This window comes from Oryzomicrobium sp. (assembly GCF_021287045.1).
Classification (GTDB): Bacteria; Pseudomonadota; Gammaproteobacteria; order Burkholderiales; family Rhodocyclaceae; genus Oryzomicrobium.
This window is the reverse complement of record NZ_JAJTBG010000002.1, coordinates 351,569-364,262: the sequence shown is the minus strand read 5'-3', so window position 1 is coordinate 364,262 and position 12,694 is coordinate 351,569. Positions and strand designations below refer to the sequence as shown.

Sequence of the window (12,694 nt, the reverse complement as noted above, 5' to 3'; positions counted from 1 at the left end):
CCCCGCCGGCCCAGGCATAGAAAAAAGGTATCAAGTCGGCCCGCGGCGTGTAGGCGGGGAGGAATCCCCGCCATTCCCGTGATTCCCACGCTATCCTCCGGCCCCGACCGGCACGGTCCGCGATGGGCGCGGCCGGCATCCACCGGCTTTTTCCGGTGCCCACTTCACGCTTTCCAGGAGCCCCCATGGCCGTCCCCGCCAGCCCGTCCGCCTGCCCCCTGTGCGCCACTCCGGGAGGCCAGCTTCTGGTGGAGAGCCCCGAGTGGCGCATCATCCGTGCCGAGGAACCCGACTACCCGGGCTTCCTACGGGTGATCTGGTCCCGCCATGCGGGGGAGATGAGCGACCTGGACGACGGCGAACAGCAGCGCCTGATGGCGGCGGTGCTGGCCTGCGAACGGGTACTGCGGCGCCTCTACGCCCCCGACAAGGTCAACCTCGCCAGCCTGGGCAACATGGTGCCTCACCTACACTGGCACATCATTCCGCGCTGGCGCGACGACCCCACCTTTCCCGGCGCGATCTGGGCGGCGCGGCGCACCGACGGCGTCGCCCCGGCCCCCCGGCCAGCGGTGGACGACCGCACCCTGGCGGAGGCCCTGAAGGCCGAGCTGGAGCCGGCCAAGGCATAACCCGGGGCATTCCCCACCCGTTCGAGGAACCGGCCATGAACATCGCACTCACCGCACACCACCCCGCTTCCCCGAACCCGCCGAAACCCGCGGGCCTGCCCACGATCCCCACCCTGGACGCGGGGCTGGCCCATCTGGCCGCCCTGCCCCTGGCCAACCCGGCCCAGGCCCGCCACGACCTGGCCGTGCTGCTGGACAGCCTGCGCCACGCCCCCCTGCCGGCGGCGGACTACCTGACCCTGCTCGAACAGGGCCGCATCGCCTTCACCTACCTGCAGGAGGAAATGGCCCGGACCTTCACCGACCGGGCCGTGCCCCTGGGCGAGCGGGAGCAGGAAGTGCTCGCCTGGGTTGCCGGGGACTGGCATCGCCTGGCCAGCGCCTATGCTCATTGCGCCCAGGTGGCGCCCGCCGACGACCCCCTGTCGCCGCAGCAGCTGGCCCTGATCCTGCAGCGCTGCCTGTACTGCACCGGCCATGCCCTGTACGACCACTACCGGGCCCGCCGCGAAGCGCCCCCCGGCCTGTGGCTCGATCTGCACGGCTACTACGCCAGCGCCGAGGAGTGGGGAGTGGCAACCCAGCCGGTGGACGAACCCCTGGACCCGGGCCGAGGCTCGACCCACGCCACGGCCACCTATGTGGAAGCCCTGCTGCTCGACCTGGCCGCCCCCTATGGGCTGGATTTGCGCGCCCTGGCCTTCGTGCGCCGCCTGGCCTCGCGCTGGGCGCCCCTGGTGCAGATCGACGCGGTGGAGACCGAAGCCCTGCCCCGCTTCGCAGTCGACCTGTTTGCCGACGCCGGGGTGCGGCCGCTGGCCGATGGCCAGTCGGGGACGGGCCTGCGCCGGCTCGACGTCGGACGCCTTACGGCCCAGTTGCAGCAGACCCAGGTCCAGCTGGCGCAGCGGGTGCAGCCCGCTCAACTGGGACTGGGGGACAACATGATGGCCGACCGCTGCGCCCACCTGATCGGCCAGCTCCATCGCCCCTGGTCCCTCACCGCCGCACCGCGCCGCTTCCGCCGCCTGCCCGCCAGCGGCGAGGCCCGGGTCTGTCGCGGCGGCGACGCCATCTTCCGCCTGCTGGCGGGGCGCGCCTTCGTCCAGCCGGCGGCGGCCGTCTATTCGCGCGGGGAATTCGAACGCCTCTATATGTTCCGCCAGCAGGTCGAACCGGCCGCCGGCCTGGCCGGGACGCCCCACCACGACACCCAGGCCACCGAAACCTGGCAGGTCATCAACCACTCCGCTGCGGGATTCCGCCTCAACCGCAACCGCGCCGGACTGCGCCTCAATCACGACCAACTGCTCGCCGTGGTTCCTCCGGACGGCGCCCACTGCCTGCTCGGCCGCACCAGCTGGCTGATGGAAGACCGGGACGGCGGACTGGTGCTGGGGGTGGCGGTGCTGCCCGGCCTGCCGACGGCGGTGGCGCTGCGCCCGGTACCCAGCGGCGGGAACCGGGACCCTTACCAGCCCGGCTTTCTTCTGGCGGGACTGCCGGCCCTAGGCCAGGCGGCCTCCCTGGTGATTCCCAAGGGTTGGTACGTCACCGGCCGCCACCTGGAAGTGGCCGCCGACAACAGCCAGTGGCGGATCAGGCTGACCCGGCTGCTGGAGCAGGGAGGGGATTTCGAGCGGGTTAGTTTTACCGCGGCGGAGTGATGCCACGGCCGGCGGCGGGCTTGCGCCGGCCTCGCCTGCGGCAGCGGATCAGGCAGCCCGGGCGGTGCCGGGCGCCGGCGCCGAAACCAGGCGCGCCGCCGGAATCCTGGCGGTGAAGCGGCTGCCCTTGCCGGGCTCGCTTTCCACTTCCAGCCAGCCCTGGTGCCGGGTCAACACGTGCTTGACGATGGCCAGCCCCAGGCCGGTGCCGCCGGATTCCCGGGAACGGCCCCGGTCCACCCGGTAGAAGCGCTCGGTGAGCCGGGGAATGTGCTGGGGCGGGATGCCGATGCCGGTATCGGCCACGACGAAGGCGGCGCCGCCATCCCCGCCGGCCGCACCATCCACTTTTTGCCAGCGCAGGGCGATGCTTCCCCCTTCCGGGGTGTAGCGCACCGCGTTCGAGGCCAGGTTGCCGAAGGCGCTGCGCAATTCGGTGGTGGCGCCCAGGATGTGGCTGGGGCCGTCCATTTCCAGGGTGATGCGGTGCCGCCCCCCCGACAGGGCCAGGGTATCGGCCTGGACTGCTTCGAGCAGGGGCGCCACGGCCACCGGCTCGACCTCGGCGTTGCTGCCGCCGGTTTCCAGGGCAGACAGGGTGAGCAGGTCGGAAATCAGGTGCTGCATGCGGATCGACTGGTCGTGGGCCAGGCTCAGGTAATGCTCCACCTGGTCGGGACTCAGGGAACCGTGCAAATCCTGGAGGGTTTCGATGAAACCCGCGACCACGGTCAGGGGCGTCTTCAGCTCGTGGGAGACGTTGGCGACGAAGTCGCTGCGCATGGTCTCCAGCCGTTCCAGCTTGGTCACGTCGCGCACCAGCAGCAGCTGCCGCTCGCCGGCGTAGGGCACCACCTGGATCTGCAGGCTGGCCCCGTCGGCCCGGGTGTTGCGCAGCACCAGGGGATCGTCGAAGGCGCCGGTATCCAGATAGGCGCTGAAGTCCGGCTGGCGCAGCAGGTTGGTGATGGTCTGGCCCATGTCGGTGCGCTGATTGAGGCCGAGGAACAGCGCCGCCTTGGAGTTCATGCCTTCGATCTGGCGGTGCGGCGACAGGATCACCACCCCGTCGGGCAGGGCCTCGGCGGCACGGCGGAAGCGCTCCAGGGCCAGGTTCAGGGCCCGCTGCTGTTCGTTGCGGGTGCGCACCCGGCGGTGCAGCCCGATGAACACCTTGTCCCAGATCCCGGAGCCTTCGGGCACCGGCGCATCCAGGGGGCCTTTCAGCCAGCCCATCAGCTTGTGCAACTGCTGCAGATGGTGCAGGCCGAGCAGGACGGTGAGCACCAGTGCCACCCCAAGCCCCCAGGCCGTGCCCAGGGCCAGCCCCACGCCGGTCCCCACCATGGTCAGCAGCAGGGCGGAGAAGAATGCGCCGAACCAGAGGGTTTTCACGATGGCGCCCGGCTTTCCTCAGTCTTGCAGGGAGGAAAAACGGTAGCCGCTGCCGCGCACAGTCTGCACCAGACCTTCATGGCCGGTGGGTTCGAGGGCGCTGCGCAGGCGGCGGATGTGCACGTCCACCGTGCGCTCTTCGACGAAGACGTGGTCGCCCCACACCTGGTCGAGCAACTGGGTGCGGCTATGCACCCGCTCCGGGTGGGTCATGAAGAAGTGCAGCAGGCGGAATTCGGTGGGCCCCAGCTCCACCGGCCGGCCGTCGCCGGTGACCCGGTGGGTGGCCGGATCGAGCTTGAGGCCGCCGATTTCCACCGAGTCTTCGGTCATCTGCGGGGCGCGGCGGCGCAGCACGGCCTTGATGCGGGCCACCAGCTCCCGGGGCGAGAAGGGCTTGGTGATGTAGTCGTCGGCGCCGGTCTCCAGGCCGAGGATCTTGTCCTGCTCGTCGCTGCGGGCGGTGAGCATGATGATCGGCACGTCCTTGGTGCGCTCCTCGCCGCGCAACTTGCGGGCGAACTGGATGCCGGACTGGCCGGGCAGCATCCAGTCGAGCAGCACCACGTCGGGCAGGGCGTCGCGCACCAGGCGGCCGGCGGTTTCGGCATCGTCGGCGCGCAGCACGTGGTGGCCGGCGTGCTGCAGGTTGGCGGCGATCAGCTCCTGGATCGCAGGTTCGTCTTCGACCACGAGAATGTTGGCGGGCATGACGGTTTCTCGCTCACTACATGAATAATTGGCGGCCAGTCTATTAAAGCCCCGTGACAGATTCGTGACAACGTCACGGCCCGAAGGTGCCATGTTTTTCCAGCGGTTTTGCACAGCCGGGGGGCGGGTGGAGGGTGGCTTTGCGCTAAGATAGGCGCCCCACCGCCCCGGTCCGCCACGGCGGACGGGATATTGCCGTTTTCTCCGCGAGCTTGCCATGGCCGGACTGACCAAAGACACCCCCCTGCCCACCGCCATCACCCTGCACCAGAAGTCCCGAGTGCTGGAAATCGCCTTCGCCGATGGCCGCAGCTTCCAGCTGCCCTATGAATACCTGCGCGTCTATTCGCCCTCGGCCGAGGTGCGCGGCCACGGCCCGGGCCAGGAAACGCTCCAGGCCAACAAACGCGAGGTGGGCATCGAACGGGTCGAACCGGTGGGCAGCTATGCCCTCAAGCCGGTGTTCTCCGACGGCCACGACAGCGGCCTGTATTCCTGGGACTACCTGTACGAACTGGGAACCAACCAGGAGGCCTGGTGGGCCGACTACCTGGCCAAGCTCGACGCCGCCGGCCTGTCCCGCGATCCCCTGCCGCAAAGCGGTGCCCCTGCCGCCGGCGGCTGCGGTTCCGGCAGTTGCGGCTGCAAGAGCTGATCCTTTGATCCGCCGATCCTCGTTTCCAGCCTTTTCCCGAATTTCAAATTCCGACTTCTGACGCCGTTCCGTCGAAAGCACTGCCATGAGCGAAACCGATACCACCAACAAGACCACCCACTTTGGCTACCAACAGGTGGCCGAAAGCGACAAGGCCAAGCGCGTCGCCGGCGTGTTCGACTCCGTGGCGACCCGCTACGACGTGATGAACGACCTCATGTCCGGTGGCCTGCACCGCCTGTGGAAGGCCTTCACCATCGGCAAGAGCGGCGTCAAGGCCGGTGACCGGGTCCTCGACGTGGCCGGCGGCACCGGCGACCTGTCCCTGGCCTTCGCCAAGCGGGTCGGCCCCACCGGCCAGGTGTGGCTCTCCGACATCAACGCCTCGATGCTGGCGGTGGGCCGCGACCGCCTCACCGACCGGGGCCAGATCGTGCCGGCGGTGCAGTGCGACGCCGAGGCCCTGCCTTTCCCCGATCAGTACTTCAACGTGGTCACCGTGGCCTTCGGCCTGCGCAACATGACCCACAAGGACCGGGCCCTGGCCGAGATGCGCCGCGTCATCAAACCCGGCGGCAAGGTCATGGTGCTGGAGTTCTCCAAGGTCTGGGAACCGGTGGCGCCGCTCTACGACTTCTATTCGTTCCAGGTGATCCCCCGGGTCGGCCAGGTGGTGACCAACGACGCCGACAGCTACCGTTACCTGGCCGAGTCGATCCGCATGCACCCGGACCAGGAAACCCTGAAGGGCATCATGGAAGGCGTGGGCTTCGACCGCGTCGAGTACCACAACCTGACCCTTGGCGTGGTGGCCCTGCATATCGGCTACCGCTTCTGACCCGGCGCGTCACCGCCGGGCAAGGGATGATACTAATCGTTACTGATTTCACGACGGATTGATGGTCTATTCGGACCATCATTAATCCGAGGAGACCCTAGTGGCCCGCTCATCCTTCTTCAAGTCCTTCGTTATCGCCACCGCCGCCATCGCCGTGGTGGCGGTGAGTCCCGTTGCCGAAGCCAAGCGGCTGGGGGGAGGCAAGTCCTACGGCATGCAGCGCCAGGCGACCCCCACCGCTCCTGCCCAAGCCCCGGGTGCCGCCCCGGCACCCACCGCGCCGCAGCGCGCCCCCAGCCAGGCCACGCCGGCCCAGCCTGCTCCAGCGGCGGCCGCCGCCCAACCCAAGCGCAACTGGCTCGGCCCCATCGCCGGCCTGGCGGCCGGCCTGGGCATCGCTGCCCTGCTGTCCCACTTCGGCATGGGCGAAGGCATGGCCAACTTCCTGATGATCGCCCTGCTGGTGATGGCGGCGGTGTTCGTCTTCCGCCTGATCTTCTCCCGCCGCGCGGCCCCGGCCCGCAACGAGCAGCCGCTCCAGTACGCCGGCGTGGGCGGCCCCAGCTACGCCCCGGCCCCGGAAGCCAGCCTGCCTGGCGGTAGTGCCGGTGCCGCTAGCGCCCCTGCCGAAGCCGCCGCTGCCGCGACCGAAGCCCCCCGGGTTCCCGCCGGCTTTGATGCCGCGGGCTTCCTCGACGTGGCCAAGCGCAACTTCGTCCGCCTCCAGGCCGCCAACGATGCCGGCCACATCGACGAGATCCGGGACTTCCTGACCCCCGAGATGTTCACCGTGGTCAACGCCCAGCTTGCCGAGCGCGGCAGCGCCAGCCAGACCACCGATGTGGTCCAGCTCAACGCCAACCTGCTGGAAGTGGCCGACGAGGGCAGCCGCTACATCGCCAGCGTGCGCTACTACGGCCTGCTGCGCGAGGAAAAGGATGCACCGCCGACGGCCTTCGACGAAATCTGGCACCTGGTCAAGCCGGCCAGCGGCGACGGCGGCTGGCGCGTCGCCGGCATCCAGCAGCTGGACTGACGCAACGCCATGACTACAGGAAGCGCATTCCCCTCGCCCCGCGCCGTGCTCGAAAGCCTGGTTGCCCCGGTGCTGGCGCGGTTCCCCGCCCCGCCGCTGCCGTTTTCCGGCGCCCCGGCGGGCGCGCGGCTCTTCGTCGCCGCCGCCAATCACCTGATCGCCCAGTCCGGCTGGGCGGCAGGCCGGCTCCGGCCCTTCGCCGGGCGCCACGCCCAGGTGGTGCTGGGGGCCGGCCAGGCGGATGGCAGAGGCGGGATGCGCTTTCCCTTTTCGATCGGCGCCGACGGCCTGCTGGCCGCGACCGGGAACGACACCGACATTCCAGCGGACGTGACCCTGCGCCTACCCGGCGACGCCCTGACGGCCCTGCCGGGCGGCGGGCTGGAGGCTGTGCTGGGCCGGGTGCAGGTGAGCGGTGCGGCCGATCTGGCCGAGACCCTTGGCTTCGTCTTCCGCCAGCTGCGCTGGGACGGGGAAGCCGATCTGGCTCGCCTGGTTGGCGACATTCCGGCCCATCGCTTAAGCCGGCTCGCCGGCCAGGCCGTCACCTGGCAGCGGGAGGCCGGCCAGCGGCTGTTGGCCAACGGCACCGAATACCTGGTGGAAGAGCGGGGTTTGCTGCCGGCCAAGGGCGAGCTTGCCGTATTCGGCCACGACGTGGACCGGCTGCGCGACGATCTGGCGCGGCTGGAGAAGCGTCTACAGCGCCTCAACGAACAGTCCCGGAGCAAATGAACCAGGACTCACGTTGCGGTTGAAGCCGACAGCCTTGTGATAGGTCTGCCGGCAACGAAAAAAGGCAGCCGAATGGCTGCCTTTTTTCTTGGAGTGCCGGGCGGAAATCCGTCCGGCACGACCTTAGTGAGCGCGGCGCTTGCGCAGCTTGTCGATGGTCGCCAGCTGAGCCACGGCTTCGGCCAGTTCGGCTTCGGCCTTGGCGTAGTCGATGTTGCCGCTGCGGTTCTGCAGGGCTTCCTCGGCCGCTTTCTTGGCTTCCAGAGCCTTGGCCTCGTCCAGGTCGGCACCGCGGATGGCGGTGTCGGCCAGCACGGTGACCATGGTGGGCTGGACTTCGAGCATGCCGCCGGAGACGTAGATCACCTCGGCTTCGCCGTCCGGCACCTTGATGCGCACGGCACCCGGCTTGATCCGGGTCAGCAGCGGCGTGTGCCGCGGCCAGATGCCCAGTTCGCCGGCTTCACCGGGAAGCACCACGTATTCCGCCTCGCCGGAGTAGATCTGCTCTTCGGCGCTGACGACGTCAACGTGAACTCTCAATGCCATAGTCTGTCCTCTCGCCGACCCAGCTCGCCGGGGTCACCCCCGGGAGCGGGCGGCTGGTCGGTTGCGTCCGTGCAGGATTACTGCAGGGTCTTGGCCTTTTCGAAGGCTTCCTCGATGGTGCCGACCATGTAGAAGGCCTGCTCGGGCAGGTGGTCGCACTCGCCGGAAACGATCATCTTGAAGCCCTTGATGGTTTCCTTGAGGGGGACGTACTTGCCGGGAGAGCCGGTGAACACTTCGGCCACGTGGAACGGCTGGGACAGGAAGCGCTGGATCTTACGGGCCCGGGCCACGGACAGCTTGTCTTCGGGAGACAGTTCGTCCATACCCAGAATCGCGATGATGTCGCGCAGTTCCTTGTAGCGCTGCAGGGTCATCTGCACGCCACGGGCCACGCCGTAGTGCTCTTCGCCCACGATCAGCGGGTCGAGCTGACGGGAGGTGGAGTCGAGCGGGTCCACGGCCGGGTAGATACCCAGGGCGGCGATGTCACGGGACAGCACCACGGTGGAGTCCAGGTGGAGGAAGGTGGTCGCCGGGGACGGGTCGGTCAAGTCATCCGCGGGCACATACACGGCCTGGATGGAGGTGATGGAGCCGGTCTTGGTGGAGGTGATGCGCTCCTGCAGACGACCCATTTCCTCGGCCAGGGTGGGCTGGTAGCCCACGGCGGACGGCATACGACCCAGCAGGGCGGACACTTCGGTACCGGCCAGGGTGTAGCGGTAGATGTTATCCACGAAGAACAGGATGTCCCGGCCTTCGTCGCGGAAGCGCTCGGCCATGGTCAGACCGGTCAGCGCCACGCGCAGACGGTTGCCCGGGGGTTCGTTCATCTGACCGAACACCATGGACACCTTGTCCAGCACGTTGGAGTCCTTCATCTCGTGGTAGAAGTCGTTGCCCTCACGGGTACGCTCACCCACGCCAGCAAACACGGACAGGCCGGAGTGCTGTTTGGCGATGTTGTTGATCAGCTCCATCATGTTCACGGTCTTGCCCACACCGGCGCCGCCGAACAGACCCACCTTGCCGCCCTTGGCGAACGGACAGACCAGGTCGATCACCTTGATGCCGGTTTCGAGCAGGTCCACGGAGGGGGAGAGATCCTTGAACTCGGGGGCCTTCTGGTGAATAACCCGCAGTTCGTCGGCTTCGATCGGGCCGGCTTCGTCGATGGGACGACCCAGCACGTCCATGATGCGGCCCAGGGTACCGTGGCCCACGGGCACGGCGATCCCCTTGCCGGTGTTGTTCACCGGCATGCCACGACGCAGGCCGTCGGTGGAGCCCAGCGCGATGGTACGCACCACGCCGTCACCGAGTTCCTGCTGCACTTCAAAGGTAAGGCCCTTCTCGACGTTCTCATGCTCGGCAGAGGCGTCGAGCATCAGGGCGTCATAGACCTTGGGCATCGCGTCGCGGGGGAACTGGATATCCACCACCGCGCCGATGCACTGAACGATTGCACCTTGACTCATCGTCTTTTCCCTTAAACCAATAAACCGTTAAACGGCCGCAGCCCCGCTGACGATTTCCGACAGCTCTTTGGTAATCGCGGCCTGACGGGTCTTGTTGTAGACCAGTTTCAGCTCGCCGATCACTGTCTTGGCGTTGTCGGACGCCGCTTTCATCGCCACCATCCGGGCGCTCTGCTCGGAAGCCATGTTCTCTGCTACCGACTGGTAGATCAGTGCTTCCACGTAGCGCACCAGCAGTTCGTCGATGACGGACTTGGCGTCAGGCTCGTACACGTAATCCCAGCGAGTCGACTCGGTGCCGACGGTATCGTCGGACAGCGGCAGCAGCTGTTCCACCACCGGCTCCTGCTTCATGGTGTTCACGAAGCGGGTGTAGGCGATGTACAGGCGGTCGATCTTGCCTTCATTGAACGCGTCGAGCTGCACCTTGACCGGGCCGATCAGCTTTTCCAGGTGGGGGGTATCCCCCAGGCCGACCACTTGGGACACCACTTCGACACCGGCGCGCTGCAAGAAGCCCAGGCCCTTGTTGCCGATGGCGGTGGCTTGAACACCGATGCCGCTGTCGCCCCATTCCTTCATCTTGTGAAGGACGGCGCGCAGCACATTGGAGTTCAGCCCGCCGCACAAGCCCTTGTCGGAGGTCACCACGATGAGGCCGACCTTCTTGGCCCCATCGCGGTTGATCAGGAAGGGATGCTTGTACTCGGTGATCGCGTGGGAGAGGTGGGCGGCGACGCGCCGGATCTTCTCGCCGTACGGACGCGACTGACGCATGCGTTCCTGCGCCTTGCGCATCTTCGAGGCGGCCACCATCTCCATGGCCTTGGTGATCTTGCGCGTGTTTTCGACGCTCTTGATCTTGTTGCGGATTTCCTTGCCGCCAGCCATTACGCTCTCCTCGACGGATTAGACCCAGGCGGCCTTGAATTCCTGGATGGCGGCGACGAGTTGCTTCTCGCCTTCGGAATCCAGATCCTTGGTCGTCTCCATCTTGGACACCAGGTCGGCGTACTTCTGGCGGACGAAGCCGTGCAGGCCCTTCTCGAACTCGAGCACACGCTTGACGTCGATTTCGTCCATGTGGCCGCGAGTCACGGCAAACAGGGTCACCGCCATGTCGGCGATGTTCATCGGCGCGTATTGCAGCTGCTTCAGCACTTCCACGGTACGGCGGCCGCGCTCGAGCTGCTTGCGGGTGGCCTCGTCCAGGTCGGAAGCGAACTGGGCGAAGGCGGCGAGTTCGCGGTACTGGGCCAGGTCGGTACGGATACCGCCAGACAGCTTCTTGATCAGCTTGGTCTGAGCGGCGCCGCCGACGCGGGACACGGAGATACCGGCGTTGATGGCGGGACGGATACCGGCGTTGAACAGGTCGGTTTCCAGGAAGATCTGGCCATCGGTGATCGAGATCACGTTGGTCGGCACGAAGGCGGACACGTCGCCGGCCTGGGTTTCGATCACGGGCAGGGCGGTCAGGGAACCGGTCTTGCCTTTGACTTCACCATTGGTCAGCTTCTCGACCCATTCCTCGGACACGCGGGCAGCGCGCTCGAGCAGGCGGGAGTGCAGGTAGAACACGTCGCCGGGGTAGGCTTCGCGGCCGGGAGGACGGCGCAGCAGCAGGGAGATCTGACGATAGGCCCAGGCTTGCTTGGTCAAGTCGTCGTAAACGATCAGGGCGTCCTGGCCGCGGTCGCGGAAGTACTCGCCCATGGTGCAGCCGGCGTACGGCGCGATGAACTGCATCGCGGCGGATTCGGACGCGGTGGCGGCGACCACGATGGTGTATTCCAGGGCGCCGTGCTCTTCGAGCTTGCGCACCACGTTGGCGATGGTGGAGGCCTTCTGGCCCACCGCCACGTAGATACACATCATGTCCTGGCCCTTCTGGGCGATGATGGCATCCACGGCAACAGCGGTCTTACCGGTCTGACGGTCACCGATGATCAGCTCGCGCTGGCCACGGCCGACGGGCACCATGGCGTCGATAGCCTTGATACCGGACTGCACCGGCTGCGACACGGACTTACGCCAGATCACGCCAGGCGCGACCTTTTCGATCTTGTCGGTCAGCTTGTTGTTCAGGGGACCCTTGCCGTCGATCGGCTGGCCCAGCGCGTTGACCACGCGGCCGAGCATTTCGGGGCCCACGGGCACTTCCAGGATGCGGCCGGTGCACTTGGCAACGTCGCCTTCCTTGATGTGCTCGTAGTCGCCCAGCACCACGACGCCGACGGAATCGCGCTCGAGGTTGAGCGCCATGCCGAAGGTGTTGCCGGGCAGTTCGATCATTTCGCCCTGCTGGGCGTCGGCCAGGCCGTGCACGCGGCAGATGCCGTCGGTCACGGAGACGATCACGCCCTGAGTGCGGGTCTCAGCGCCCACGTTCAGGCCCTGGATCTTGCTTTTAATCAGTTCGCTGATTTCAGAAGGATTCAGCTGCATGGAAATCTCCTAGCTCTTGAGCGCCGTGGCCATGGCGTCCAGCTTGCCGCGGACGGAGGCGTCGAGCACCTCGTCGCCCACCGCGGCCTTGATGCCGCCGATCAGTTCGGGATCGACTTCAACGCGGGCGGTCAGCTTGGACTTGAAATGGGACTCGAGGTGGGCGACCAGCTGCTTGAGCTGGGCGTCGTCCAGGGGGAAGGCGCTGTGGATCACAGCCTCCTTGACCCCTTCCTCGGTGCTCTTGAGTTGCTCGTAGAGCTCGTAAATTTGCGGAAGGACGGCGAGGCGCTCGTTTTCGGCAAGCGCCCGGACAAAGTTCGCGAATTCGGCGTTCTTTTCCTCACCCACCACCGCCAGCGTCACTTGCACACGCTGTTCAGAAGACAGGCTCGGGTTGGAGAACACCTCGACCATGTCCGCATTCTGCGCTGCGGCGGCGAGCGCCTTGAGGCGCTCGGACCAGGCAGCGAGAGCCTTGGCATCCCGCGCGAGGCGGAAGACCGCCTCGGCGTACGGACGGGCGATGGTGATGTTTTCAGCCATA

The 12,694-nt window shown here is 67.1% G+C and carries 13 protein-coding genes; 6 read left to right on the top strand and 7 right to left on the bottom strand.

What is annotated here, in order from left to right:
* Nucleotides 1–185: 185 nt before the first annotated feature.
* Both LWW89_RS03570 and LWW89_RS03565 read left to right on the top strand, forming a co-directional pair.
* Nucleotides 186–632, top strand: coding sequence for an HIT family protein (locus LWW89_RS03570; protein ID WP_293261170.1), 447 nt, complete (start codon nt 186–188; stop codon nt 630–632).
* 35 nt (nt 633–667) lie between these two features.
* Nucleotides 668–2,299, top strand: a complete 1,632-nt coding sequence (locus tag LWW89_RS03565; RefSeq protein WP_293261167.1) for a hypothetical protein — start codon at nt 668–670, stop codon at nt 2,297–2,299.
* Nucleotides 2,300–2,347: 48 nt separating this feature from the next.
* Here LWW89_RS03565 and phoR read toward each other — a convergent pair whose 3' ends face one another.
* Together phoR and phoB are read right to left on the bottom strand one after the other, a co-directional pair.
* Entirely contained in the window at nt 2,348–3,694 is a 1,347-nt protein-coding gene (phoR, locus tag LWW89_RS03560) for a phosphate regulon sensor histidine kinase PhoR (RefSeq protein WP_293261164.1), read from the bottom strand.
* A gap of 18 nt (nt 3,695–3,712) precedes the next feature.
* Nucleotides 3,713–4,405: a phosphate regulon transcriptional regulator PhoB gene (gene phoB, locus LWW89_RS03555; RefSeq protein ID WP_293261161.1), complete on the bottom strand. Its 693-nt coding sequence runs from the start codon at nt 4,403–4,405 to the stop codon at nt 3,713–3,715.
* Between the two features lie 217 nt (nt 4,406–4,622).
* Here phoB and LWW89_RS03550 point away from each other — a divergent pair, with 217 nt between their 5' ends.
* The 4 genes from LWW89_RS03550 to LWW89_RS03535 all read left to right on the top strand — a co-directional run bounded on the left by LWW89_RS03550 (nt 4,623) and on the right by LWW89_RS03535 (nt 7,669).
* The gene (locus tag LWW89_RS03550) at nt 4,623–5,060 is read left to right on the top strand and encodes a DUF971 domain-containing protein (protein ID WP_293261158.1); all 438 of its coding nucleotides are present in this window, start codon (nt 4,623–4,625) and stop codon (nt 5,058–5,060) included.
* Between the two features lie 85 nt (nt 5,061–5,145).
* Complete coding sequence (gene ubiE / locus LWW89_RS03545; protein WP_293261155.1) at nt 5,146–5,898, top strand: bifunctional demethylmenaquinone methyltransferase/2-methoxy-6-polyprenyl-1,4-benzoquinol methylase UbiE; 753 nt, start codon at nt 5,146–5,148, stop codon at nt 5,896–5,898.
* Nucleotides 5,899–5,998: 100 nt separating this feature from the next.
* Nucleotides 5,999–6,934, top strand: coding sequence for a Tim44-like domain-containing protein (locus tag LWW89_RS03540; RefSeq protein ID WP_293261152.1), 936 nt, complete (start codon nt 5,999–6,001; stop codon nt 6,932–6,934).
* 9 nt (nt 6,935–6,943) lie between these two features.
* Nucleotides 6,944–7,669: a hypothetical protein gene (locus LWW89_RS03535; RefSeq protein WP_293261149.1), complete on the top strand. Its 726-nt coding sequence runs from the start codon at nt 6,944–6,946 to the stop codon at nt 7,667–7,669.
* 123 nt (nt 7,670–7,792) lie between these two features.
* Here the strand turns inward: LWW89_RS03535 and LWW89_RS03530 are convergent, their stop codons facing one another.
* From LWW89_RS03530 to LWW89_RS03510, 5 genes are all read right to left on the bottom strand, one after another.
* On the bottom strand, nt 7,793–8,218 hold the full coding sequence (locus LWW89_RS03530; protein WP_293261146.1) for a F0F1 ATP synthase subunit epsilon: 426 nt from the start codon (nt 8,216–8,218) through the stop codon (nt 7,793–7,795).
* A gap of 77 nt (nt 8,219–8,295) precedes the next feature.
* Nucleotides 8,296–9,699: a F0F1 ATP synthase subunit beta gene (gene atpD / locus LWW89_RS03525; RefSeq protein ID WP_293261143.1), complete on the bottom strand. Its 1,404-nt coding sequence runs from the start codon at nt 9,697–9,699 to the stop codon at nt 8,296–8,298.
* 27 nt (nt 9,700–9,726) lie between these two features.
* Nucleotides 9,727–10,590 (bottom strand): F0F1 ATP synthase subunit gamma, encoded by an 864-nt coding sequence (gene atpG / locus LWW89_RS03520; protein WP_293261140.1) that lies wholly within the window; start codon nt 10,588–10,590, stop codon nt 9,727–9,729.
* A gap of 18 nt (nt 10,591–10,608) precedes the next feature.
* Nucleotides 10,609–12,147, bottom strand: coding sequence for a F0F1 ATP synthase subunit alpha (gene atpA / locus LWW89_RS03515; protein ID WP_293261137.1), 1,539 nt, complete (start codon nt 12,145–12,147; stop codon nt 10,609–10,611).
* Between the two features lie 9 nt (nt 12,148–12,156).
* On the bottom strand, nt 12,157–12,693 hold the full coding sequence (locus tag LWW89_RS03510) for a F0F1 ATP synthase subunit delta (protein ID WP_293261134.1): 537 nt from the start codon (nt 12,691–12,693) through the stop codon (nt 12,157–12,159).
* Nucleotide 12,694 lies beyond the last annotated feature (1 nt).

Bases quoted from the DNA above. Each gene is read 5' to 3' on its own strand.
- LWW89_RS03565 (WP_293261167.1), top strand. From the start codon at position 668: ATGAACATCGCACTCACCGCACACCACCCCGCTTCCCCGAACCCGCCG.
- LWW89_RS03570 (WP_293261170.1), top strand. From the start codon at position 186: ATGGCCGTCCCCGCCAGCCCGTCCGCCTGCCCCCTGTGCGCCACTCCG.
- LWW89_RS03535 (WP_293261149.1), top strand. From the start codon at position 6,944: ATGACTACAGGAAGCGCATTCCCCTCGCCCCGCGCCGTGCTCGAAAGC.
- ubiE (WP_293261155.1), top strand. From the start codon at position 5,146: ATGAGCGAAACCGATACCACCAACAAGACCACCCACTTTGGCTACCAA.
- atpG (WP_293261140.1), bottom strand. From the start codon at position 10,590: ATGGCTGGCGGCAAGGAAATCCGCAACAAGATCAAGAGCGTCGAAAAC.
- LWW89_RS03550 (WP_293261158.1), top strand. From the start codon at position 4,623: ATGGCCGGACTGACCAAAGACACCCCCCTGCCCACCGCCATCACCCTG.
- atpD (WP_293261143.1), bottom strand. From the start codon at position 9,699: ATGAGTCAAGGTGCAATCGTTCAGTGCATCGGCGCGGTGGTGGATATC.
- LWW89_RS03510 (WP_293261134.1), bottom strand. From the start codon at position 12,693: ATGGCTGAAAACATCACCATCGCCCGTCCGTACGCCGAGGCGGTCTTC.
- phoB (WP_293261161.1), bottom strand. From the start codon at position 4,405: ATGCCCGCCAACATTCTCGTGGTCGAAGACGAACCTGCGATCCAGGAG.
- LWW89_RS03530 (WP_293261146.1), bottom strand. From the start codon at position 8,218: ATGGCATTGAGAGTTCACGTTGACGTCGTCAGCGCCGAAGAGCAGATC.
- atpA (WP_293261137.1), bottom strand. From the start codon at position 12,147: ATGCAGCTGAATCCTTCTGAAATCAGCGAACTGATTAAAAGCAAGATC.